General features: G+C 41.3%; 22 protein-coding genes. 6 read left to right on the forward strand and 16 right to left on the reverse strand.

Annotation, left to right across the window (positions count from 1 at the left end; genetic code table 11):
• Nucleotides 1–52: 52 nt before the first annotated feature.
• Complete coding sequence (locus tag DESOR_RS30025) at nt 53–250, forward strand: HNH endonuclease (protein WP_162470581.1); 198 nt, start codon at nt 53–55, stop codon at nt 248–250.
• Between the two features lie 568 nt (nt 251–818).
• On the opposite strand, the gene DESOR_RS11685 is transcribed toward DESOR_RS30025, so the two are convergent.
• From DESOR_RS11685 to DESOR_RS11695, 3 genes are all read right to left on the reverse strand, one after another.
• On the reverse strand, nt 819–1,919 hold the full coding sequence (locus tag DESOR_RS11685; RefSeq protein ID WP_014184798.1) for a cytochrome-c peroxidase: 1,101 nt from the start codon (nt 1,917–1,919) through the stop codon (nt 819–821).
• 1,211 nt (nt 1,920–3,130) lie between these two features.
• Nucleotides 3,131–3,370: a DUF2922 domain-containing protein gene (locus DESOR_RS11690; protein WP_014184799.1), complete on the reverse strand. Its 240-nt coding sequence runs from the start codon at nt 3,368–3,370 to the stop codon at nt 3,131–3,133.
• A gap of 42 nt (nt 3,371–3,412) precedes the next feature.
• Complete coding sequence (locus DESOR_RS11695) at nt 3,413–3,637, reverse strand: DUF1659 domain-containing protein (protein ID WP_014184800.1); 225 nt, start codon at nt 3,635–3,637, stop codon at nt 3,413–3,415.
• A gap of 281 nt (nt 3,638–3,918) precedes the next feature.
• Here DESOR_RS11695 and DESOR_RS11700 point away from each other — a divergent pair, with 281 nt between their 5' ends.
• Complete coding sequence (locus DESOR_RS11700; protein ID WP_014184801.1) at nt 3,919–4,740, forward strand: DUF3102 domain-containing protein; 822 nt, start codon at nt 3,919–3,921, stop codon at nt 4,738–4,740.
• Here the strand turns inward: DESOR_RS11700 and DESOR_RS11705 are convergent.
• Entirely contained in the window at nt 4,709–5,125 is a 417-nt protein-coding gene (locus DESOR_RS11705; RefSeq protein ID WP_042331128.1) for a LytR/AlgR family response regulator transcription factor, read from the reverse strand. The two genes, DESOR_RS11700 and DESOR_RS11705, sit on opposite strands and share 32 nt — an antisense overlap.
• A 105-nt stretch (nt 5,126–5,230) precedes the next feature.
• Here DESOR_RS11705 and DESOR_RS11710 point away from each other — a divergent pair, with 105 nt between their 5' ends.
• The gene (locus DESOR_RS11710) at nt 5,231–5,443 is read left to right on the forward strand and encodes a helix-turn-helix domain-containing protein (protein ID WP_174275423.1); all 213 of its coding nucleotides are present in this window, start codon (nt 5,231–5,233) and stop codon (nt 5,441–5,443) included.
• Between the two features lie 396 nt (nt 5,444–5,839).
• Here the strand turns inward: DESOR_RS11710 and istB are convergent, their stop codons facing one another.
• A complete protein-coding gene (gene istB, locus DESOR_RS11715; RefSeq protein ID WP_014183191.1) occupies nt 5,840–6,580 on the reverse strand; it encodes an IS21-like element helper ATPase IstB in 741 nt (246 codons plus the stop codon).
• A gap of 120 nt (nt 6,581–6,700) precedes the next feature.
• A complete protein-coding gene (gene istA, locus DESOR_RS11720) occupies nt 6,701–8,083 on the reverse strand; it encodes an IS21 family transposase (RefSeq protein WP_014184804.1) in 1,383 nt (460 codons plus the stop codon).
• Between the two features lie 279 nt (nt 8,084–8,362).
• On the opposite strand from istA, the gene DESOR_RS30270 reads away from it, so the two are divergent.
• A complete protein-coding gene (locus tag DESOR_RS30270) occupies nt 8,363–8,545 on the forward strand; it encodes a hypothetical protein (protein ID WP_242832494.1) in 183 nt (60 codons plus the stop codon).
• A 454-nt stretch (nt 8,546–8,999) separates the two neighbouring features.
• Here DESOR_RS30270 and DESOR_RS11730 read toward each other — a convergent pair whose 3' ends face one another.
• The 5 genes from DESOR_RS11730 to DESOR_RS11750 all read right to left on the reverse strand — a co-directional run bounded on the left by DESOR_RS11730 (nt 9,000) and on the right by DESOR_RS11750 (nt 16,488).
• A complete protein-coding gene (locus tag DESOR_RS11730) occupies nt 9,000–10,871 on the reverse strand; it encodes a radical SAM protein (RefSeq protein ID WP_014184805.1) in 1,872 nt (623 codons plus the stop codon).
• Nucleotides 10,871–12,418 carry an ATP-binding protein gene (locus tag DESOR_RS11735; RefSeq protein WP_014184806.1) on the reverse strand — a complete coding sequence of 516 codons (1,548 nt, stop codon included), beginning with the start codon at nt 12,416–12,418 and terminating at the stop codon, nt 10,871–10,873. The genes DESOR_RS11730 and DESOR_RS11735 overlap by 1 nt, the downstream gene beginning before the upstream one ends.
• An 11-nt stretch (nt 12,419–12,429) precedes the next feature.
• Nucleotides 12,430–14,118: an ATP-binding protein gene (locus DESOR_RS11740; RefSeq protein ID WP_014184807.1), complete on the reverse strand. Its 1,689-nt coding sequence runs from the start codon at nt 14,116–14,118 to the stop codon at nt 12,430–12,432.
• 11 nt (nt 14,119–14,129) lie between these two features.
• Nucleotides 14,130–15,320 (reverse strand): hypothetical protein, encoded by a 1,191-nt coding sequence (locus DESOR_RS11745; RefSeq protein WP_014184808.1) that lies wholly within the window; start codon nt 15,318–15,320, stop codon nt 14,130–14,132.
• 859 nt (nt 15,321–16,179) lie between these two features.
• Nucleotides 16,180–16,488, reverse strand: a complete 309-nt coding sequence (locus DESOR_RS11750; protein ID WP_014184809.1) for a helix-turn-helix domain-containing protein — start codon at nt 16,486–16,488, stop codon at nt 16,180–16,182.
• Nucleotides 16,489–16,640: 152 nt separating this feature from the next.
• Here DESOR_RS11750 and DESOR_RS11755 point away from each other — a divergent pair, with 152 nt between their 5' ends.
• Entirely contained in the window at nt 16,641–16,856 is a 216-nt protein-coding gene (locus tag DESOR_RS11755; RefSeq protein WP_014184810.1) for a sporulation initiation factor Spo0A C-terminal domain-containing protein, read from the forward strand.
• A 31-nt stretch (nt 16,857–16,887) separates the two neighbouring features.
• Nucleotides 16,888–17,076, forward strand: a complete 189-nt coding sequence (locus DESOR_RS11760; protein ID WP_042331131.1) for a hypothetical protein — start codon at nt 16,888–16,890, stop codon at nt 17,074–17,076.
• 100 nt (nt 17,077–17,176) lie between these two features.
• Here the strand turns inward: DESOR_RS11760 and DESOR_RS11765 are convergent, their stop codons facing one another.
• The 5 genes from DESOR_RS11765 to DESOR_RS11785 all read right to left on the reverse strand — a co-directional run bounded on the left by DESOR_RS11765 (nt 17,177) and on the right by DESOR_RS11785 (nt 21,732).
• On the reverse strand, nt 17,177–17,503 hold the full coding sequence (locus DESOR_RS11765) for a DMT family transporter (protein ID WP_014184811.1): 327 nt from the start codon (nt 17,501–17,503) through the stop codon (nt 17,177–17,179).
• 334 nt (nt 17,504–17,837) lie between these two features.
• Nucleotides 17,838–19,373, reverse strand: coding sequence for a DHA2 family efflux MFS transporter permease subunit (locus tag DESOR_RS11770; RefSeq protein ID WP_014184812.1), 1,536 nt, complete (start codon nt 19,371–19,373; stop codon nt 17,838–17,840).
• Nucleotides 19,374–19,386: 13 nt separating this feature from the next.
• Nucleotides 19,387–20,508: an efflux RND transporter periplasmic adaptor subunit gene (locus tag DESOR_RS11775; RefSeq protein WP_014184813.1), complete on the reverse strand. Its 1,122-nt coding sequence runs from the start codon at nt 20,506–20,508 to the stop codon at nt 19,387–19,389.
• A gap of 15 nt (nt 20,509–20,523) precedes the next feature.
• Entirely contained in the window at nt 20,524–21,180 is a 657-nt protein-coding gene (locus DESOR_RS11780) for an HlyD family efflux transporter periplasmic adaptor subunit (RefSeq protein ID WP_014184814.1), read from the reverse strand.
• Between the two features lie 84 nt (nt 21,181–21,264).
• The gene (locus DESOR_RS11785; protein ID WP_014184815.1) at nt 21,265–21,732 is read right to left on the reverse strand and encodes a CBS domain-containing protein; all 468 of its coding nucleotides are present in this window, start codon (nt 21,730–21,732) and stop codon (nt 21,265–21,267) included.
• Between the last annotated feature and the right edge of the window lie 40 nt (nt 21,733–21,772).

The raw sequence follows: 21,772 nt of genomic DNA on the forward strand, positions 1-21,772 counted from the left end.
CGGAACTGAGCAAATAATTAAGCCTCGACTTGGGCAGGGGGCTTTTCGAGTAATGGTTACGGAGGCATATTATCGAAGGTGTGCGATTACAGGAGAAAAGACACTGCCAGTGCTAGAAGCTGCTCATATAAAACCATATTCCCTGGAAGGTAGTCATGAAACGAATAATGGTCTTCTGTTAAGAAAAGATTTGCATACGCTGTTCGACAGAGGGTATATTACGATAACTGAGGACTGTCATATGAGGTAAGTAAACGAATTAAAGAAGACTATGGGAATGGGAAAGAATATTATGCGCTTCATGGGAATATTGATTATATCCCTTATGAGGGCATCTCTCTTCGAGGCTATCCATATATGACAATATGCCCGTGGAAAAATTGTTGCCAAGGAAGGATGCTTTTTAGGAGAAAAAGGATCGGGAAAGTTCATCAAACGAAAACTGCCTATACTCACGATATAAAGCCGCTAAGATTAAAATTCGGTAGTTTTGAAGTCTGACTAATCTAGATTAGTCCATCTCAAAAACGCCGAATTTTAAAACTGAAGGCTGTGTGCAGCTCTGCTTGATGTGTATCGTTCCCAATCAATTTTAACCATTTGAGAAACGTTATGCCGCTGGAACAAAATAACAGGTGACTATTCGGGTATCGGATTAGAAACCGCGCGTGGTTATGAGCCACAAACAACATTATAGAGATACTGTGTGTTTTATTGCGAGCAGATCTGGTAACCCGAGGCACGTGGAGTAACGGCAAAATAAAGGGAGAAACCCCATAAGTTAATGCTTTACGGGTTTCTATCCGATTTTTCCTTTATTACGGTTGATAACCGTCTGTCAGGGTATTTAAGAAGGCAACGATGGCATCAACTTCATCTGAGGTTAAGCCAAGATTCCCTACCTCTTGTTTATTCACATTTTCGGGAACCTCCGGGGCAGGCCAATTATCAATATCTCTTGTATTGTAAAAATTAACCACTTCCCGGAGGGTTTTGAAATAGCCGTTATGCATGTAGGGGTACGTTATAGACACATTGCGCAGAGAGGGAACCTTAAATTTACCATATTCATTCGGGTCATTAAGAACACCTCCCAGGCCTAAATCCACATAGTTCTTGCCTTCGGGATTAAAGGCGCGCGGCAGATATAAATAAGGACTATCCCAATTCTTCGGCACACCCAGATTATCATAACTATAATCCGTGAAAAGTGGATGGTCAGCATTATAAGGCCCAATTTGGCTGGAGTGACAGGCGGTACAATTACCCTTGTTCGGATCATTGAACAATTCAAGACCTAATTTTTCCTGCTCCGTCAGTGTGGTTTCACCTTTCAGATAGTAATCATATTTAGATGTAAATTTATTTAATTCATCCGTGTTTTCATAGGCCGCAATGGCGTCGGCCACGTCATTATAAGCTATTTCCACATTATCAAAAGCGTTGTCACCGTAGACATCTGTAAAAAGAGAGGCATAGTTTGAATTGAAGACTGCCGAAATAACTGCCTGTTTATTAGGGTTATGCATTTCCAGCGGGTTCAGGAAGGGTCCTTTGGCCTGTTCAACAAGGTTTGCCGCCCGCCCATCCCAGAACTGTCCGCCGACATATCCATTCGCTGTGAGTTGAAATGTCGGGCTAAAAGCAGCGTAGGCCGCAGACGGGCTGTTGCGATTGCCAAAAAGCCTGGGCACTACGCCCTGTGATACAGGGAGGTTAGAGTCGGGATCTGTAAAGGCTACCGATGGATCGTGGCAAGAGGAGCAAGACATACCATTAGGTGTTGAAAGATTTGTGTCAAAAAACAAAAGCTTGCCTAGGGCTTGTTTTGGAGTAGTTTCTCCTGCAAATGCAGTTCCTAACATAGTAATCATTATAAGAGACATGGTAAAGATTAAAATACAAATTTTTTTGCTCATTTGAATTGCTATTCCAGAAGCCTGAAAAACAACAGTTTCTGGCTTCCACCTGTTGGCGTCGAACGGGTGGCCCGGTCACTTTTATACCTGCAGGATTACTAAAAGAATTTTAGTAAATCCTCAGTGTTCTGTGACGGTCTGGAATACTCCTCCTTTCAATTTTTTATTTTAATTTATACATATTCTGAGTTTCCTTTTGGTAACACACAAAACTTTGAATAAGTGAGTCAGGGGAAGGCAGGATGTATGAAAAGGTGGAATTTGCCAACAACATATGACAACAAATGCACCTCTCTTTGAACTTACTTTTATTGATTACTGAGATGTTGGTAAAAGGTATGTTGGTTACTCTTCAGGAGTTGCTGAGGAACAACCTTTCATTCATTATGGAGCTGTGTGAATTAAAGATGGGATGATGGACAAAAAGAGCGGGCAAAAATATTTGGGGAAAGGATCACCAGAAAAGCCGCAGAATTGTTTAACTAACACGCTAATCTTTTAGGTTGGAAAGAAATAGTGTGTTCTATATTGAAGTTTGTTTAAATGAAGCGATTTAAAAATTGGGCGGTTTTGAGGTTTGACTAATCTAGATTAGTCCGCCTCAAAACCCCCCAATTTTTAAACTGAAGGCTGTGTGCAGCTCTGCTTGATGTGTATCGTATCCCAATCACTTTTTAACCATTTGAAAAACGTTATGCCGCTGGAACAAAATAACAGGTGACAAAAGAAATTCCTCACTCTCTGACTGTAACTCCGCAGGAGTATCACGGGGACACCTTGGTTCCGCGGGAGGAGCTAACCTTTATCATCCCGCTGGATCAATCAAACAAATAAGCCAAGCAAATAATGCTGCAAAAAAATTGATCCAAACAATAAATTGCTCCCATCCCTAATTCATCGGAAATTTATCCGGATAGGTCGCGATTTCCGTACTCGGCATTATTGTCGTTTTGCGAAGGGTCATGGAACCTACGCGAAACGACAATAATGCCGACTCAAAATACGTTCCGTCGAGTACTTATCCGTGGGAGCCCTGAACTTGACGCTGTGGTCATTAAGGTCCGAGAGGTTGAGCATAAAAACCACTACAACAGGCACTATGGGTGGTTTCGCAGATGGCAGTGCAGCATTGATTAAGAAAAAAACTTTATAGTGAAGAGGACTGCCGGCAGCTATGACCCTGCCGGCAGTTTCCTTTTCCCTTTGAACAGTTAAGCCTGGGGAGGGTCATAAAGATCGTTTGTAGTAGTGTCGATGACCTTTATATCCCGTATTCCCGTCAGGGCTCCACTGGGAGTCAAAAATATATCGCTTGCTATAATGGAATTCATAGCAGCCATAGCCTCAGTCAGCTGCAGGTCCTCCTTTGGATTATCAATAGTAATCGCAAAGGTTTTGCCCACTGCGGTAGTAAAGGTTAACCTGACAACCTTGGTTGATGATAGGGCCATTTTGTCCCTACCTCCTCTATCATAGATTTAGTTTTTGCCGCTTTATTCCTCAATCAGCTCGAAGGTCTTCCGGTTGAGTACTTCTACCACCGGATTCTGGGACAGGCCGAATAAAGTATGAGCCGCATCGTGAAGAGCCTGATCTGAGGCGTCGAACCTCAGGTAATTCAGGCTTTTCTGTTTTTTAATCGGTGCGCCCAGAGCAGTGAGTCCGGCCTGGTAGACAACGACCAGGGCCGAATTCAAAGGAATTGATTGTACAGACATTATCTTCTTCTCCTTTCTCAAGATTGATAGGATGTTTGAAGTAAGACCGTCTGTATAATGTATGAGTTGTCCTGTCAAATGGTTACACAAGCCTCCCTGCTTGTCATGTCATAGATTAGAAACTGATGGGTGTCCTGGGGGAGGGGGTAACAGATAGGGCTTGTACCAAGAATCTTACGCGCGTAAGATTCTTAGTACAAGCCCAGGAGAAGACTTTTCACCCTTGAGGGGATAATCCCATATTATGTCATAAATACAGAGAAAGGATCCGGTGAAATAAGATGGGGGATATTATCCCGGAGCGTACGTCGTTTTTAATCGCGGCTGAAATTAATATTATCAGACACCAGACCGAGAAAATGGTGCTTAACAACTTTATTGAAATCGGCCGGCGGCTGGCAGAGGCTAAGGGTCTGATCAAGTATGGGGAATGGGGCAAGTGGCTGAAAGAGGAAGTCGGCTTTTCCCAGAACCGGGCTGAAAAATTAATGCGTCTCTACGAGGAGTTTGGGAGAGAACACTCCCCTTTAGGCGGCGCCGGAGCCTTGGGCCGGGAACTGCCTAACTTGAGCTATACTCACGCCCTCATTCTTCTGGGGGTGCCGGAAGAGGACCGGGCGCAATTTATCCGTGACATAGATATTGAAAGTATGACCACCCGTGAGCTGGAGCAGGCAGTTAATGAGGTGAAAGAGTCCCAGAAGGAAAAGGCAGGTCTCCAGGAAGCCCTGGCAGAGGAAAAGGAGAAAAACATCCGGCTGGCCCAGGAGCACGACAACTTAAAAAAAGAAGCAGGTGATTTGCGGAAGTCTAAGCAAGAACTCCAGCAGGATGTTGAGAAAAAGACCCGGGAGCTTAAGAAGATGGCGGAAAATTCGAATTTTAAGAGCTACCAAAGGGTGAGCAATGAGCTGGCGGCTGCCCAGATCAAACTGCTCACGTCTAAAATTGCTTTTAGCCTGGAGGGCTTGGAGAAAGCGTACAAGGAACTGAGTTATGAGATGACTTTGCTGGCAAAGGTTGATGACCAGGTGCATGGGGAGTATGCTAAAAAGCTGAATGAGTTTTTGGTTAAGACCATGAAAGAGAGGATGGGGAAGTAGGGAGGGGGGTGGACAGAACCTTCTCTAAGATAGCTTCAATGTGTTCCTGGGTACAGGGTTTGCATAGGATTTGTAAAGGTTTGACCGGCATGAATTGATCGTGATCCTCAGCGGAGGTCACAAATACTATATTGCAGGTTGACGTGGACTTGGATTGCCGTATTTCTCTGGCGGTCTCAAGACCGGTCAGCTTTTTCATGCTGTTGTCAAGAAAGAGGAGGTCAAAAACCAAGCCCTGCTTTTCAATTTCTGTGAGAAGCTCCTCACCGCTGCTGAATTCGTAAATATTAAATAAAACATCTTTTTCTTCTTCATATAGATGAATTAATGCCTCTAATAAGCGACGGGACAACAGCCTGTCGTCGCAAATGCCGATAGTTAGCAAAACATCTCCTCCAACATCAGGGGTTTGTTGAATAATTTTAGGACAAATAGTCCAATATGTCAATAGGACTAAACGTCCTAAGATATACTTGCTTTGGTGATGATAATGCGCTTAAAAATACGTGATGTTCGAGAAGATCATGATTTAACTCAACAGCAGGTTGCAAAATATCTGATGTGTGATCAATCTTTGTACTCTAAATATGAGCGAGGAGAGCGTGATGTTCCTCTGAATATCATGATTAAACTTGCCCAGTTTTATAAAACCAGCATTGACTATTTAGTCGGGCTTACAGAAAATAAAAAGCCTTATCGCTGAGTGAGCGCAGAAGTTGGGGAAATCGACGCTGTGCGACTCATCCACAGAGCAGTTCGTGACCCAAAATTTTTGCCGGTAGATTATTGTGGGCAAATCGGGCAAGCGTGATAGGTGCAAAGCCGCTCACCATAGAGTGAACAATCTCGCAGGAGGGAATTGTGCGATATGGATGACAGAGTCGAGACTCTGGAATTCAGCGGGAGTATTTTTAAACAAAGATACTCCCGCTTTTTGAGTTGAGGAATTTTTTTGAAAGCAAAGACTTATGCTAAAGCTCAAAAAGGCACAACAAAAAGCCATATAAAATAGTTTTAAAAGCCCTCGTGTTTGTAATAGATTACGGATGTAAGCAGTCAAGTAAAACCAGCAACTTTTCGCCACAAACCATACAACATTTTATTTCTGGGTTATAGTCTTCCTATGTTGGAGTCTGTAGCTGTTGCCCGTCATATTTAAAATCTCGCAGTGGTGGATAAGACGGTCTAAAATCGCAGTTGTAATTGTTGCATCCCCTAAAAAGTCAACCCATTCATCGAATCCTTTGTTTGAGGTAATAATCAGTGATGTTTTCTCGGACATTGAGGACACGAAACCGAAGAATAGGTTGGCTTCTATTGTAGAAAGTGGCATGAAGCCAACTTCATCAATAATAACCAGTGCTGCCGAGTTGAGTATTTTTATTCGTCTCTTACTGGCGGTCGAGATTTGCGAGGTTTTTAGTGTAATTATGAGTTCATCCAAGGTCGTAAAAGCTACGGCATAACCTAGGTTTAAAGCCTGGACCGCTAAGGATAAAGCCAAATGCGTTTTTCCGATACCAGGGGGGCCCAGAAAACAAATGTTGAACGCTTGCTCAACCCAAGTCATATCGGACAATCTTAGCATCTGTTCCTTAGATACGCTGCGTTGGAATCCGAAGTCGAAGGTTTCCAGGGTTTTTTCGGCGGGTAGATTTGCTCTTCTTCTGCGAATTAGATTTTGCTTTTCGGTCCGAAGACGTTGTTGCTCTGAAAGGAAAACCTCAACGCTTTCGAGAGGCGTGAGATTATTCTTTTTAGCATATAGGTTTTCTAAATCAACAGGGACCAAATGCAGTCCCGATACTAATGCATTGACACGTTCAATCCGTTCATTCATGGTTGCCACCTGCCTTTGCATACACATCCAAAGAGCGTTTCTCTGTAGTTACATGGTACTTGTTGTTGCTAACCGGAATAGCATTCAGGACGATTACTTGTTTTGGTTTAGCACTGTGCTCTAAAAATCCTTTACATACGTTATTCCGAAGAGTTTGCTCACCTCACAATATTTGATGGCATTTAGTACGTCATCAATTCCATATTTATCGCATAATGTTTGCAGCAACCGGAACTGATCACGGGCATAGCGTGCTTTTTCTGTTCGAATTGTCTGCAGAAAATCGGTTGCCTTGAATAATAACAGCTTATCAACAGTAGTTTGAGCTTTATCCATCGAGTCTGTAATATCTCTGGAATGACTGGTGCTCTTAATTAATTGACCTCTGCCGGTTGAGATGGGATGTTCACAGATAAATTCACCGAATACGGTCATAATCGTCAATTTTTCATTCTTCGCTTCAATGCTGACCTCTTTTTGGTTGTTGTATGTACCGAGAGGTAAAGAGTACCGATTGCTGTCGTAGACGATCGTGTTATCTTTCCGAACATTTCTGCAGATGGTTACATCACCATTTAATCGGATGTCCAGCAGAGGTCTTAGGTGTTCACGTTCATCTTCAAACACCTTGGCTGGTATCTTTTTGGTAGTGCCGTGAATTTTCGCATTACCGGTTCTATCCAACCATTTTAGGAACGAACTGTTGAGAACTTCCTCATCAGCAAAAAGTCTGTTTTCAAGGAAATTATACTTGATGAATTTAACCACATTCTCGATCTTACCTTTGCTTTCCGGATCAGCTGCGCGGCAGAGGTATACTTTTAAATTGCATTCTTGCCGGAACTTCTCAAACTCAAAGGTATGAATAATATCTCCATAGTTTTCTGAAACGCTGACGATACTATCCTGATCAAATACCATTTCTAGCGGCATCCCACCTATATATCTAAAGCACTGATGACAGCTTGAAACCAGATCGCTTGTTGTGAATGGCCGAGTTTGAAAGAATGCCCATTTGTAACGTGCATGAGCGAGTACAAAGGCTGCAAAGCGAATCTTTACACGCTGCCCATCAATGGATTGCATCCACTTTTCACCAAAGTCCACCTGTAACTGCTGCCCCATTGGGAGCTCTTCTACAGCCTCATAATCTCTGGGATGATTGGATTTTTTAAGATTATATTCCTCTCGTAACCCTTTGACATAACGGCTGACCGTTCGTTCCTTGATATCCTCTTTGTAATGCTCCTTGAGCCAATCGCATACTTGTGCGGCTGTCATTGTTGGGTATTGTTTCAACCAGCTGATGATAATTTCCTCATATTTTGAAAGTAGCAGTTCTCGGTTAATGCTATACAGCTGTTTGGCGAATTCATCCGCTGTCATGTTCCAATATCTTGTTACGGTTTCCCGATTTATGTTCAGCTGCTTGGCAGCCCGAGATCGAGTGAATCCAATCTCTTTAAGTTGCTGTATCTGTTTATACATCTTAAATCCTTTCATTCTAACAGCTCCTGACCTCTTTGCTAGCCCCTATTCTAACAAAGTCAGATAGCTGTATTTGATTTAAGTTGTATGGTTATTGGCAAAATGTTGTATGGTTTGTGGCAGAAACTTGTATGCTTTCATTGGCGTAAATGTGTATGGTTTAGTTTACCATTCACAACGGATTAACCGGTGCCCCTTTTAGATCCGAATGGGCTTGTACTAAGAATCTTACGCGCGTAAGATTCTTAGTACAAGCCCAGGAGCGGGGACAGTCTGAAAAAAGAAACGGGCGATTTGCGGAAGTCTAAGCAAGAGCTGCAGCTGGATGTTGAGAAAAAGACCCTGGAGAATAAGAAGCTGACGGAAAGTTCTAGTATGAAGAGCTACCAAAGGGTAAGCAATGAGCTGGCGGCTGCCCAGATCAAACTGCTTACCGGTAAAATCGCTTTTTGCTTTGAGCTTGGAGAAAGTGTTTAAGAAGATGAGTTATGAGATGAACCTGTTGGTAAAAGTTGATGCCCAGGTGCATGGGGAGTATATGAAGATGCTAAATGGGTTTTTGATTAAGGCTATGGGAGAGAGGATGGGAGGGTAGGGAAGGGGGAGGTATCTCGCTCTAGTAGCCTAAGTGCCACTAGCAACTTGCCTTTAGAATTTACGATTGTACAAAAATAAATTTTGGTAAACCTCTGGAAAGAATCTTTGAGTTCTTCAAAGCGGGGTATACGGTTTTTTGAGATGTAAACTGTGGATATGTTTCCTACCGGGTGTGCAGTTCGGGCAACATCCAGAATTCCTTGAAGAGTACCTCCCTGGAGTCCAGAAGTTCAAGAGGCCTGCAAATAGAGCAAAAACTCAGTTTACACGAGTTTTTGCTCTATTTATATCCACCGATTTATTAGACGCTTACTTCTTTTCAATGTTATAGATTCTAATCACGTTTCAACTTATAGTACTCAAGAACTTCTAGAATTTTTGCATCGCTGCAATTATGATCCTCCTTTGTGAAATGGTTTTTTGAAACAATTTTTTTAAGTTTTGTGCTTTGTTCATCAGTGAGAGATTTGAATTTCTGCCACCATTCGTTGGTCAGGTCACACTCATCTTCGTATTGTATTTTTTTTCCTTTGAGTTTGGAATACTGTTCCCTTTTAATTTGGTCATACTTATACCTATAAATTATCATTGCTTCTGGCATCCAGAGTATTTTCCTGAATTCGTCAACATTACACCCGAATGCTTCTTCAAAGAAAGTCTTTCCTCGACCAATTTTACCTTTAGTTGCATTTAAGACGGCTTGTATGGCACGAATAAATTTTCTGTTCCAATGAATACCAATATAATCGCGATTATTAAAGTAATCAGGGTCATCAATAGGGTGATATTTCATCGGGAAAGAATAAATCGTCACACCAAGTTCTTCACACAACTCAACGTTGAGTTTCATTCTTTCATACAAATCCTCTGGTTTGTCGTCATAATTATAGAGCAAGTAATTTGATAAATCCTTAATGTTGTATTTTGCTGCTAATTTGACAGCTTTAATATATGTGTCTTTCATTGAATAGTGGTCAAATGCTATTCTTAAGGGTCGAATGTTAACTTCAGACAATTTTCTCATCTTTTCATTTGTCACAAGTCGTGCGTCTATACCTTGGTTGAAATCAATATACCTTGTCCGATTAACCCGCTTGAAGTGTTTTTCATAGAGTGGTCGAGTGATTGTGTCGAACTCAAGTATTGATTCTCGTGTTGCGTAAATTGCGTATAACAAATTCGCATTTTCTCTTGCCAAGTAAAATTCTGCTTGCTCTTTCTCCGGAAGCCGCTCTGAAATTTTGTCGTATAGTTCAATCATCTTTTTCGTATACGCACGAATATTGCGGCGTTCCTTTTTGGGGGCACGAAGATTACTGATAGCGATTTCGTATTCACTTGGTGGTGTGTAAGTTGCCCCAAGTCCGAAACCGCAGGCCTTGATCTCATCAATAATTTCATCGAAACGTTCGGACGCAAACACGTTATTATCCATAAGCAGCAAATCTTTCTGCGCCCCGAACATATCGTCTGCTTTCTCTAGTTGAGGTTTAAGACTAATATAATTACAGTAATATGGTTCTAAGCGCGGGACAGCACAAAAAGCGCAGCGGTTTGTACAGCCGCGAGTCATATAGGCAAAATATGCATTGCTTGCGGGATATTTGTAGTCTATCTCTTCTAAAATAGAGTAATCTAATGGCAACTCATCTATGATAACTTCACTATCATTGTCCAGGATACCCGGCACGTTAAGCAACCCTATATTTGGCTTAACTCCCGTGTCTTCGTAAATCTTATCAGGCATTATGCTAGCGGCTATACCGCCAACCAATATTTTCCCTCTCTTCTTGAGAAACTTCTTTGCATAATTGATCGTGTCAACAGTTTCTCCCCAATAAAATGTAAATAAAGTTGTTATGCATATTACATCAAATTGAGGGAATTGTTCGTCTTTATACATTTTTCTATACAGTTTTAGTAGAGATTCATTATCACTTCGTCTGAATCCTGGAATTGCATCAATAGGTGCATACTGCCCAGTCTTAATGAACTGAAAAATTTGTGAAGTGTACTTCGCCTGTGTAGAATCACAAACTTCTAGAAGGTATTCTTCGCATAGAAGCGAAGCGGCAAACTCTTTAAGGTTCCCCTTGAAAAAGCGGACATCATTGCCTCTACTTCGATAGTAGGTTGCAAGTTTCATCAAGCCCATTGGGGGGTATTTGTTTTTGTATTTGGGTTCAAGTAATAGAATTTTTTGCATTATGAAAGACCATCCTCGATTTTACTTATAATCATTTCTGCTGTTTTGCTGTCGGTTGTTGAAACAATAATATCGAATATTTTGGAAATCAGTTTGCGCTCTTTTTTATTATAGGCTGAGAGTTTATCCGTTCTGCGTACCTGACGGGCTGGAGTCGGTGGGGTTGTAGATGGCACCGTCGAAACTGGATCTTGAGGATGTTCTTTCTCAATTCGCTCAATAACTTTAGCAAAGATGCCGTGAGCTTTTTGTTTTGTTTTAACAATTTTACTTTGTGCATCTGCTGCCTGCTTTTTTGCAACTTGAACAATTTCGAATTCGATAGCACGATGCTCTTCACTAACGAAGCTACCTTTTATTTCTTTTTCAGCAAACTCTGCTTCCTTTGCTTTATATGCATCGATTTTTTTATAAGCACTGTTAACCGTTGAGCCGTTATAATATGTTTTTTGCAGTTCCTCGTTGAAAAAGCGTCTAAGTACTTTCTCAAAATAGGCACGAGTAGGATTTTCGTTAAAATAGTCCCGCTGAGAATTAGGTATCAAATCTTTGGCTACAGCGAAAACTTCACCAACAAAATAACTGTTTCCTCTATCTTCTTTAAACAGCTTCTGCAACGCGTCCTCACCGCCGATTTGAATATTATTTTTACGCAACCTAAGACCACGCATTTGATTAATCTTCGGGATAGCCTGTTTGAATTGGGTAAGCCCCACCCACATCCAAGCAAATAGACTGCCATCTTCGTCTCGGAAATCCTCAAAAACCACATCGAATATATCATCTAGTTTATTGTTATCAGCTTTTTTCAAGATAGTATAATACTTCTTGAATATGGGTTGACCATCTAGCGTAATAGAATACTCATCAATATGATAGGCTATCTCCTTTGCATGTTTTTTTATCTTCTCCCGATAATGAAAAGTGTTTTGATATGGTGCAGGAGCAACGAATGACAGATACTCTTTAATTTTTAGTGTATCGAGTAAATCCTCGTTTTCTTTGTTAATACCTATCAGCTCTACTTTGAAAAAATGGGCGTTAATATCTTTCGTTTTATTACTCTCAAATTTGTTTATAGCTTGAAGAACATCGCTAGCCGTATGCTTTTTGCCGCGTGAATTTTCATCAAATAGTTGGCGCATTTTTTCTGCGTTACAACGCATGATAGAAATAGTGTCTTCGCCCTTTACAGTGGATGTAAACACAAGCTCCTTGCAATAGGCAAGTCCACAAAGCCTGCCTATTCCTCTGAATCCTTTATCCTTACCTATTTGCTTGTCAGAATCTGCAATGTTACTTAGTGTTCGCTCAAACTCGGATGCAGGAATACCAGTCGCGTTATCTTCAATGCTTATCGTACGTTGACTTAAATCAAGCCATATCTCGATTTTTCCTTCCCCTTTTCTGAGAAAACCTTCACTTATCGCTTTATCGATTTGGTCACATGAATTCTGTATGTACTCGCGATAGATAACCTTAGAATCTTGGTACATACCGGTAGTTAGATTTTCAATTATATTAGCGCCAAAGACATATTCATGCATGACTTTGCTCCTTATTTAAACTGCTTGTAAATTGGTTTTGGGAAACGGATTTTTAATAACGATCGGAAGACAGGGTTCTGAATTAAATAATCGCCTTGCTCCAGGCGAGTAAGCATATTTTTGTATGTATTGGGCAGGCTTCCGTAATTTTTTGTTGAAGTTTCAATTGAGTTTGTTCGTCCGTAGGCATGTGTTGCACAGTTTCCTGTGACACGGTCATGGATTGCGGAGCGAAACTGTTCGGCTCCAAACAAAACAACACCCAAAGAACGACCGCGCTCTGTGACGTCTAATAATTCTCGGAGAATGGGGGAAGTCTTTGGAACATCTTTCGAAGCATATTTATTTAACTCATCGATAAAAACAATTATCCTTGAAGGAGGTGCAACATTAGTTTCCGCATCATATTCTCCAAGTTTCAGATTGTATATTGTACGTACGGCATCGCCAAAAACGAAAGCTTGTTTATCTTCAGGTAATTTTGCAACATCTATAACAACTACGTCATTTTTGCTAATCTTTTTAAGCTCATCAGCTAAGCGGCACTCATTCTTTTCAGGAACAACTCTGTTGGCAAACATTTCATCTTGAATGGCTTTGCGAACAATGCGCTTAAATTTTCGCCAGCTTAACACGGAAATGTCGTTGCTTCCTTTCTGTCCCGACCCTTTCTGTGAATTTTCCGTGACTTTGTCAAGAAAATCTGTCCAGGTTGATAGTCCTTTAAAGTCCGGGTCGTCTTCGTCAATAATTTTACTAATGATGGATTCCATTGTTTGCGCAGGGTCATCGATATTGGAAAACATCATTTCGATACTCTCTTTGTCGTTTGAATAGACGTACTTATATTTTTTTAACTGACCATCTTCCAAATAACGCTCAATATCACTTTTGGGGAGATATGTGCTATGTTTAGCTGAGTTGCTGTCGTAATACGGAATAAAGTATTTCACATTTTTGAACGGTTCGGGGGACAATCCTAAATTCTTATACTCAACAAGGGTTTCTTCTTTAGCATTTGGTATGTCTTGTTGAAAATCGTTTAATCTGTCAATGGCCATAAGGTCACAACCTTTGACGTTGAAGATCACGAATGCAACACTGTCGTTAGAATCTGCACTACTAAGATACTGATCTTGAATCGCCTTCATTAAAAACATTGCGTATGATGTTTTTGATGCAAGCCCCGAAATTCCTGAAATGTTGAGGTGTGCTCCCTCTGGACCTAATATGAATTTTGAATTCAGCTTTACTGGTAATGTAACCTCGTCTTTTGTTCCTTCATACATTTTCAGTGAACCACAGACAAGAGGGTTCTGTATCTTATCCAGTCCCAGAGCCATAGTGATTTCTTCGGCTGAGGCTAAGTAAAATTTAGCGTTATTGTGAACAGGAGTATAGAGATTTTTGCTGTTGAAAGAAACTTTAGCTTCAGCATAATTCATTCCGACACGCAATGTTGGTTCGTCTATTTCAACATCACCGAAATCGCTCGAAATGAAATTGGTCAGAAAACTTTGCGCATCTGTAATATGAGAGATGTTCTCAATAACGCCAAAAGTGAACGATTTATCGATGTGTTCAACTTTAACGATATCAAAAGCATGAAGTTGAAGATTTGCATCTGTCCAAAAATTGAACTTGTCCATGGTTGTAGGTGTTTTTTCCGTAGCTAACACTCTTCCGATAAGCTTATTCATTTTTGTCCTCCTCAGAATAGTTGTAAGAAGCTATCAGTACTAAGATATTTTGCTTTAACAAACGACTCCGTCAAGTATATCGGGTAGATATGGTTTGCCCATCTTAAATCTGAGCCGTAGCATACAGGATTTCTTTCATTAATAAGGTAAGCGCTCAAGGTATCAACTAATTCGCTGTTTATGCCTTCGCTCACTTCCTCTTCGGTAACGAGTATTTTTTCTATTTTAAGGATACCATCAAAAGGAGATCGAGTTCTCTGTTGATCACGTAGTCTTATATACCAAACAGCAAACTGTACGTCCCCTAAGTAATCGGGGTTTTCATAACAAGCTACAGGTGTTCTGTGGTAAAGAGGCAAATCGGCTATAAATCCTGGATTAGGTTTTCCATTAACATCCAGGCAAACTTCGGGGTTGAAACTTTTTGAAGCTCCTAAAACCCAGCTATAATTATTTTTAAAAGTTTGGTAGCTTTTCTTGTTCGCTTTATCTTTCTGAGTAGGGCGATACTCTAATGAACCATCTTTAATAAGATAATTATCCTGATTCAACTTACCTTCACGAACAAGTTCGGCAACAAGTTCTTTTTCGCGTTCAATCATCTTATCCTGGACACAAGCTGTCGCCCTGTCTTCAAATTTTTTTTCCTCATTCTTCGAAGTTTTATAGGGAAGTATTGCACTAAACTCTATACCAAGCTTCTTAAGTTCCTCGCAACTGTTTAGTTTTTTAGTAGTTGCTTGGAAGAACCCTGGTTTTCCACCCGAGTTAGCGATATCAGGTATTGAAAGAACGATTTCTCGCTTAAACTTTTCAGGCACCATTCTTTTGTTTACACGGTGGCAACAGCCAACGCCAATTTGACCAGCGATTATTGGGAAAATCATGCTCCTACTTCCATCAAAATAAGCTCGGTCATCTACTTTAAACACTCGACGAGAACCGTCAAGGAAATAGCTCAAAATCTGGTCATTTTGCTGAGTGATTATCTTGCACAACCGACTTAGGTCAATATATTTCGTATGCCTTGTGGTCTCAGCAGTCTTTTTCCATATAATTTGATTGTTTTCATAATCAATAGTTGGTCTCTCGATTGCATCTAAACTGTATTTATGTGCCTTATAGCTTTTCCCGCCAGTTTCTTCTGTAAGGATGTCACGTATTTTTACATGAGGTTTTCGATTGTTGTTTCGTATCTCCATTTATTTCCTCCTTAGCTTTACTTAATGTATTTAGAGTGATGTAATAACTGCTTCCATTGGTCTGAACTTGTTTCATCAAGAGGAAATTAAGTGAAATCAAAAAGTAACCAGGAAAGGAATGCTTTACTTTTGATAAGGAATATGCGAATACGTTTTCATGTAACTTCAAGACTGATTTATAAACTAAAATTTTAATAGCATGCTGAAGTTGGGTACAGCACAATTTTATTAGGTTTGTTTGTAATCACGAATAGCTCACTAAGATTTCTTCAGTGATTAATCCAAACAATAACATCAATTTTTATATTGAAATGCTTCATTGAGTCATTAGATTTCTTTAGCGTGTAATTGAAAGAAACATAACGGTATTTACTAAGTCATCCTCTTTCTACACCAGTTTGAGGAAAAAAATAGGTTTAGAACTAGTCCAAACCAAGGGGAAAGGGATTCTATTGGGATTATTATCAACGACTTTTTCCATGAAATATATTCCTAAATGATTGTCGATTACAATCAAATTTGATAATTATTATAGCACATTTTGATGTTTAAGGGTGATTTTGCATTAGTGCATAACTTGAATTAATTTAGAAATCAGGCGTAAACACTTGAAACGCAGAAGCAGATCTCTTTCTGTTGCAAGGAGTTCTTTGTCTTGCAATTTGAGAGTGCTTAGCTAAGTGATAGACACTATGGAGGCTTTTAAATTTAGTGTGGAGAAGATACCGGAATACTTTAAGTGGTTTGAGTTTGTTCTCCAGCACGGTCTGACCTTGAGAGATCATTTTGATCTATAACTGGAATGGGAGGGGGTGAATAATATCCACTTGATATACAAGTTTTAAGCGAAACTATTGCACTACTTTTTCAGCCCTTTGATCAACTCGTGAATGTTCATTATTTGCTTTTCGTCCAATTGATTTAAGTCATCAATAACCGCTTTTATTAAAGGTGGATTGCTTGTCTCCTCGTCAAAGAATTCCTTGGGGGAGATGTTAAAGTATTCACAGATATAAAAGAATACTTGCATAGAGGGCATGGATTTTCCATTCTCAATATGATTAATATAATTTTCATTTTGTCCAATGGATAAACTCATATCGCGAGCAGAAACCTTTTTCATGGTTCTCAGTTTTGCAATTCGTTCAGATAAATACTTTTCATACATATTATGTGATCACCGCCTTGTATACAATATTGTACATTTTAATAAGTTCTTATTCGCAACATCTAAAGTCTTATTTTTATTGACATACAATTTATAAAGTTGCAAAATAGAATAAATACAATGTTTAATAATGTGAAAGGCGGCAAGCTAACATGAGTATGAGAAATATATATCGAAAAATTGCCAAAGAACATGGCATAACCGCTTCTGAAGTTAAAAGAGAAATGCAAGGTGCTATTGATTATGTCTACAATAAAATCGATAAATCAGAGAGTGAAAAGATTATGCAGGAAAGTATACCGCGTAAGGGTGGAATCCCGACTACAGAAGAGTTTATAAAATCATTAGCCCATAAAATAAAAAGATAAGTATCAGAGGACCTAGCATGCTGGTGAAGAGATGGCATTCGAAGAATGGGCCGACTTGGGCAATGACATGAACAAAGAGAGAGGCGCAAAGATCATGGCTTGTACCAAGAATCTTACGCGCGTAAGATTCTTGGTACAAGCCCGGGAGCAGCCTCTCTCTTTTTATGATGAAGAACATATGAAAACCATCCGCAAGGGCAGGTTGAAGACTTCTTTTTAAATAATACCGACTAAAACAGCACTGGCACCACCCATCGCTGCGATCCCCCATATGCCCAGGGCTGTGCCGACTTTGTTGTATTCCCCGAAAGGGAAGGAAATTAATGTGCCGTACCCTTTAAATTAAGTAGTGCAACGCCGATAATAATTAATACTATACCTAAGCCGTTATATATGTTGAGTTGTTCTTTCCAATATAGAATTCCAATCACTGCCGTTAACGCAGTTCCTACGCCTGCCCAAATCGCGTAAGCTATACTCAAAGGAATAGTTAATAGAGCTAGCCCCATTGAGTAAAAAGAAATACCATAGCCGCCTATAAAAAGAATACTGGGTATGAGCTTTGAGAAACCCTCTGATGCTTTCATCATTGATGTTGACAATAATTCAAAGACAATTGCTATCCCCAAAAGCACGTAGCCGTTCACTATTTTTCCTCCTCAGTTAATGAAAGTAAGTAGTTTAAAACTTGATCACGTAGAGTTTTATTCTTCTAGATTACTTCCGGTTAGTCTGCTGCAAAATCATATACCGGCCAGCCGGTATAGTCAAGAGACGCTTGTAAGCAATACTAGCTAAATTCGTTCACAGGGGCTGATTAGGATGACCTAAAGATAATGGCTTGTACCAAGAATCTTACGCGCGTAAGATTCTTGGTACAAGCCTAGGAGCAGACTCTCTTTTTTATGATGAAGAACATGCGGTTTGAAAACAACCGCAAAAGTTAAAATGAAGAATTATGAACCAATTCAAACCACCCTCTTAAACAGCTGTTTCCTTCGCGGGAACCATTTTCTCCTTCGTCTTAGCTGTCCTTCTCTTGATAAATAAAAAGACACAGGGAATACATATAAACAAAGGCAGGGCGGAGATCAGAAAAGTATCGGCAATGGCAGAGTTTAAGGCTTCTTTTTGCATAATACCGACTAAAACAGCACTGGCACCGCCTGTCGCTGTGGCCGCATCCGTACCCATTTGGGCAAGTGCTGATGAAATCTGACTAAGAACTTGTGTCGCTAGAAAGGAATCGGAAGGAATACCGTCAGCGATGTTCCTGACATGAAAAATCTGGCGGTTGGTCATGATCGTGGTAAATATGGCAATAGACATAGTCCCCGCAACCTGACGCAAGACATTGGATAGGGAGGAGCCCCGTCCGATAAGTTCTTTGGGAACGGAATTCATTCCGGCAGTGGTAATGGGCATCATACAGAGCCCGATTCCCATTCCCCGAATGGCCAGAAGAACAGTCAGCCAGGGAATGGGGGTATTAATAGCCAGGTGCTGCAGCTCATAGGTGGTCGTACTCATTAAAAGCAAACCGGATATCGCCACAGGGGCTACCCCTATCTTATCGAATAGTCTGCCGCTCAGGGGCATCATTAAGGCCATTAAGACACCTTGAGGTATCATAATAATCCCCGTGTCAATGGGAGTTAACCCCTGTACATTTTGTAAATAGAGGGGAACAAGAAAAGAACCTCCCATTAACCCTGCCATGACCAAACCGCCGCAGATCACACTTAAGGTAAAAATCGGATTTTTAAATAATCGTAAATCCAGGAGGGGGTCTTCCGCTCCGGATTCCACCCAGATCAGCAGCAGCAGGCTAAAGAAGGAAACAAACAACAGGCCGACGATATAAAAGGAAGTCCAGCCTTCTTTATTTCCCTGACCTAAAGCCAGAAGCAGGGTGGAAAAGAAAATAACGGATAATATCCCTCCTCCTATATCAAAGCTGGCTTGCTTCAGGGGTGATTCTTTAAGCAGGAATATCCCTGCCGTAACGGCAAAAATTCCAAAGGGAACACTGATGAAAAACAGCCAGCGCCAGCTGAGGAAATCAATTAAATACCCGCTGACAGTAGGTCCGATAGCCGGTGCTGCCATAGATGCGATCCCCCATATGCCCAGGGCTGTGCCGACTTTGTCTTTAGGAACAATCCCGTAAATGATCGTCATGCTTAAAGGGGAGAGTACCCCCCCTGACATGCCCTGCAGAACCCGAAAGGCAATCAGGCTGATATCACTCCAGGCCAAACCGCATAATACCGAAGATATGGTAAAACCGGCTAAGGCAATAATGAATAGTTTCTTAGTCCCAAACCGGTCACCGAGAAAACCACTGAGGGGAATGACAATTGCGGCTGCCAGGGAATACCCGGTTAATACCCACTGCATCATATCGGTGGTAGATCCAAACACATTTGTCATTTGGGGAATGGCTACATTAATTAAACTATTATTGAGAACCGTTACAAAGGTTCCCAATATGACCGCACACAAGGCTAACCACATTCTGTCGTCCCTCCTAATTTATCTGGACCTTAACCCCGTCGGTCAATTGGGAGCCTGGATTAATGACGATCTCATCATCATTGGCAACTCCGTTTATGACGTAATCCCAGTTAGAGTTTTTTTCCTTTACTTCCACCTGGACGAGACGAGCGACATCTTTATCTATCTTGTAAACATAATATTTCTGGTCTTGCTCTACGATAGAGGATTTTGGCAGTTCTGAGATTTTTCCGTTCATGGAATCCAGGGAGATCCTGGCAATCATGCCAACCCGCAATAAACCTGAACTATTGTCGATCCTAACTTTTACAGGGAAGGTATTGTTGGTCGAGTCGGATACAGGGCTGATAAAGTCGATGGTTCCCTTAAATTTCTGGTCTATCCCGTCTACAAATACTTCTACAGGAGTCCCTGGCTTGACCTGAAAAACTTTATCCTGAGGAACGCTTACCTGGAGCAGAACTTCCTGCATATTAACGACGGTCAGCATCGAGACCCCGGGAGATGCCATTTCGCCCGGATTAATCAGCTTTTCGGTTATGATGCCGTCTAGGGGAGAATAGATGGAGGCATCCTGTACGGCACTTTGGGCCAGGTCTAAAGAAGCTTGGGCTCCGGGCAATCCGGCGTTTGCTTGTTCGTAGGCCGCTTCAGCTGTCTTCAGCTGGGTGTGGATCGCATCCAAATCACTTTGAGGGAGGGCTCCGGCTTCCGCTAAGGCTTTGTTTCGCTCGTAATTGGTTTGGGCGTAGTCAACTGCAATTTTAGTTTGAACAACGGTTTGTTTTAAAGTTTCCAAAGAGCTTTGAGTTTGGATTACTTTATTGGCATTGTCAAAGGAATCCAACTGAATAAGCAAGTCGCCTTTTTTGACAAGGGAGCCTTCCTTGACGTTTACCGCGTCCACCTTGCCGGCCACCTTGGAGAAAACTTTCGCTTGTTGGTCCACAATAATCTTGCCGCTTAAATTGGCATCATTGGTGGTACTGCCGACTTTCATGACTTTGACCGGAATTGCTGAGGGGGCCGGATTGCCGGGAGATGCAGTCTTTGCTGCGCAGCCGGTAACTGTTAAAGCCAAAGTTGAAGATAATAAGGTAATGGCTAATAGCCTGTTAATCATGCCTTTGCTCATGTTTCTTTCACCTGGTTACCCTTTCGCTTGAATTTTTAAGACAACGTTCATACCTGGAGACAATGAAAGACCCTGCTGGTCATCAATGGATAGTTTGATGGGAATCCGCTGGGTTACCTTGGTGAAGTTGCCGCTGCTGCTGAGAGAAGGCATCAAGGAAAAGCTGGAAACCGTCCCTTCACCGATTTCGATTATTTTTCCTGTCAGGGTATGACCAGGAAAACTATCCACGGTAAATTCCGCTGTTTCTCCGTTTTGCAGGCGGCTGATATATGTTTCCTCAATGTTGGCGGAAATGTATAATTTGCTTTTATCCACCACTAAAGCGATGGGTTGGCCGGGGGAAAGAACTTCTCCTTCTCTGGCCAGGGTTTTGGTTACGGTTCCCGTGATGGGAGCCCGGAGGCTGGCGTTATCTAATAAGCCTGTAGCCAGATTGTTCGTATCCTGCTGACCGACAATCTGGTCAGCGACCACCGTATCCCCTTGTTTTATCTGAAGGCTGAGGAGCTTTCCTGAGATGCGCGGCATAACCCGGTATGTATCCCCGTCAATACGGGCGTCTTCAGTAGACACGTAATGGGACCCTTCATACCAGTAGTAGTAACCAATGCCTCCTCCGGCAACAACCATTAAGGCTAAAATGATATACAGCACTATTTTTCGTTTCATTCTTATATCTCCTTGCTCTTTCCAACTGGTTAATCGGGTGTTTCCTTTTCATATGTAGTGGATAGTTTGAAGCTTTCTGCGTCCCTAATGGTCAAAGCCCTGGAGAAGATCCTTGAAGCAGTAGCGGATCACATCCCCGCGGCTAATGATGCCCACTAATACTCCATTTCGCTCAACAGGCAGTTTTTTGATTTTCTTTTTCCCCAGAATAGCAGCAATGTTTTCAACTTCTTCGTCCCAGGAAACTTTAATGACCTTACTCTGAGCAATCTTAAGTACCTTTAAATCCAGCAGGAGTTTGATTCTTTCCGGGAACTCCTCATCATCCTTAATTACGGTAAAGTAGTAGAGTGAATCAAAGATTCGATGTTCATGTGTGCCGATATAGCGCATGATATCCCCGTCACTTATGTACCCCACAATTTTATTGTTATGGTTGATTACCGGAACACCGCTGATCCTGTGAGCAATGAATTTAGCAATGACTGCACCGACTGTATCGCTTTCTTTAACGGTATAAACATCACTTATCATAATTTCATGAGCCTGCATAATTAACCCTCCTAACCTTTGCTTGTATCCTTTTTAATAT

This window comes from Desulfosporosinus orientis DSM 765, from assembly GCF_000235605.1.
Classification (GTDB): Bacteria; Bacillota; Desulfitobacteriia; order Desulfitobacteriales; family Desulfitobacteriaceae; genus Desulfosporosinus; species Desulfosporosinus orientis.